Origin of the sequence: Novosphingobium sp. HII-3 (assembly GCF_002916655.1) — a bacterium.
GTDB classification, from domain to species: Bacteria; Pseudomonadota; Alphaproteobacteria; order Sphingomonadales; family Sphingomonadaceae; genus Novosphingobium; species Novosphingobium panipatense.
On the sequence record NZ_PPSM01000071.1, the window covers coordinates 1 to 1,576 of the forward strand.

The 1,576-nt window shown below is 60.1% G+C and carries 1 protein-coding gene and 2 pseudogenes; 1 reads left to right on the forward strand and 2 read right to left on the reverse strand.

Features of this window, described 5'->3' with window-relative positions:
- Positions 1–126 (reverse strand): annotated as a pseudogene (locus C2R25_RS18080) (ATPase); the annotation flags it as partial.
- Between the two features lie 58 nt (positions 127–184).
- Between C2R25_RS18080 and C2R25_RS18085 the strand changes: the two are divergent.
- Complete coding sequence (locus C2R25_RS18085) at positions 185–1,408, forward strand: IS256 family transposase (RefSeq protein WP_103730512.1); 1,224 nt, start codon at positions 185–187, stop codon at positions 1,406–1,408.
- Between the two features lie 42 nt (positions 1,409–1,450).
- On the opposite strand, the pseudogene C2R25_RS18090 reads toward C2R25_RS18085, so the two are convergent.
- Positions 1,451–1,576: pseudogene (locus tag C2R25_RS18090) on the reverse strand (ATPase); the annotation flags it as partial.

Consider the following 1,576-nt stretch of genomic DNA (forward strand, 5'->3'; position numbering starts at 1 on the left):
GGAGCCGGCGTGCAGGGAGCGGATCAGCCCTTCGTTGATCGGCGTTCCGTCGAACATGAACCCATCCAGGTCCTTGATTGCCGGAAGCTTCGCCGCGGTCATCCGGTAGCGGATCGACGCTGCCTCCGGGACTATCAGAAATTTCGTGTGCGGCGAGGCATAATGGGCAACAAGGAGACCCAATATGTCACGACGGAAAGAACCCTCGATACCGAACGACATTCTCGATCAGTTGCTGGCCGGCACTGACGCGGCGGCGGCGCTCAGCCAGGGCGGCTTGCTCGATTCCCTGAAGAAGGCTTTTGCCGAACGGGCCCTCAACGCGGAGATGGATCATCATCTCGGGCACAATGATCAGGTCGGCAACAACCGCAATGGCTATGGTCGCAAGACGGTGACGACCGACAGCGGACGGATCGAGATCGAGGTGCCGCGCGATCGAGCCGGCAGTTTCGATCCGCAGCTGATCGCCAAATACCAGCGGCGCTTCCCCGGCTTCGACGACAAGATCATCTCGATGTATGCGCGCGGCATGAGCACCCGGGAGATCACGGGTCATCTGCGCGAACTATATGGCATTGATGCTTCGCCCGATCTGATCAGCACGATCACCGACGCTGTGCTGGAGGAAGTCGCGGCCTGGCAGCAACGCCCGCTGGACCCGGCCTATCCGCTGGTCTTCTTCGATGCGATCCGGGTCAAGATCCGCGATGAGGGCATGGTCCGCAATAAAGCTATCCACATCGCCCTGGGCGTCATGGCCGACGGCACCAAGGTGGTCCTGGGGCTATGGCTGGAACAGAATGAAGGCGCCAAATTCTGGCTGCGCGTCATGAATGAACTGCGCAACCGCGGCGTCGAGGACATCATGCTGGCCGTCGTCGATGGCCTCAAGGGCTTTCCCGACGCCATCACTGCGGTCTTCCCCGAAGCGATGGTCCAGACATGCATCGTACACTTGCTGCGAAACTCGATGGATTTCGTCACGTGGAAGGATCGCAAGGCGCTCGGAATGGCTCTGAAAGCCATCTACCGTGCCGTTGATGCAGTGGCCGCCGAGGAAGCGCTGACAGCCTTCGAAGCAAGCTTCTGGGGGCAGCGCTATCCCGCCATCGGCCAGAGTTGGCGCCGAGCATGGCCCGAGGTCATCCCATTTTTCGCCTTTCCTGATGAGGTCAGGCGGATCGTCTACACCACAAATTCGATAGAAGCCTTGAACTCCAAGCTTCGCCGCGCTGTTCGTGCCCGGGGCCATTTCCCCAGTGATGAGGCCGCCACCAAGCTGCTCTATCTGATCTTGAACCGATCGGAAAAAGAGTGGAAAATGCCACCGCGCGAATGGAATATGGCGAAGGCGCAATTTGCCGTGCTCTTCGGCGAACGTTTCATCAGGGCCATGACGGTCTGATGGTCAACCGCCTCGCCGCACACGAAATTCCTGATAGTCCCCTGCCTCCCGATGTGCAGTCTCGGCACGCAGCAGGTCGGCCAGCATCTCCATGATCGTTCTGTCGCGGCGGATGCCATTGGTGACGGCATCATCGAAGGCAGTGACCATGCCCTTGAGCCCCAGCCC

Excerpts from the sequence above, each read along its gene's own strand:
- C2R25_RS18085 (WP_103730512.1), top strand. The coding sequence starts at position 185 with ATGTCACGACGGAAAGAACCCTCGATACCGAACGACATTCTCGATCAG.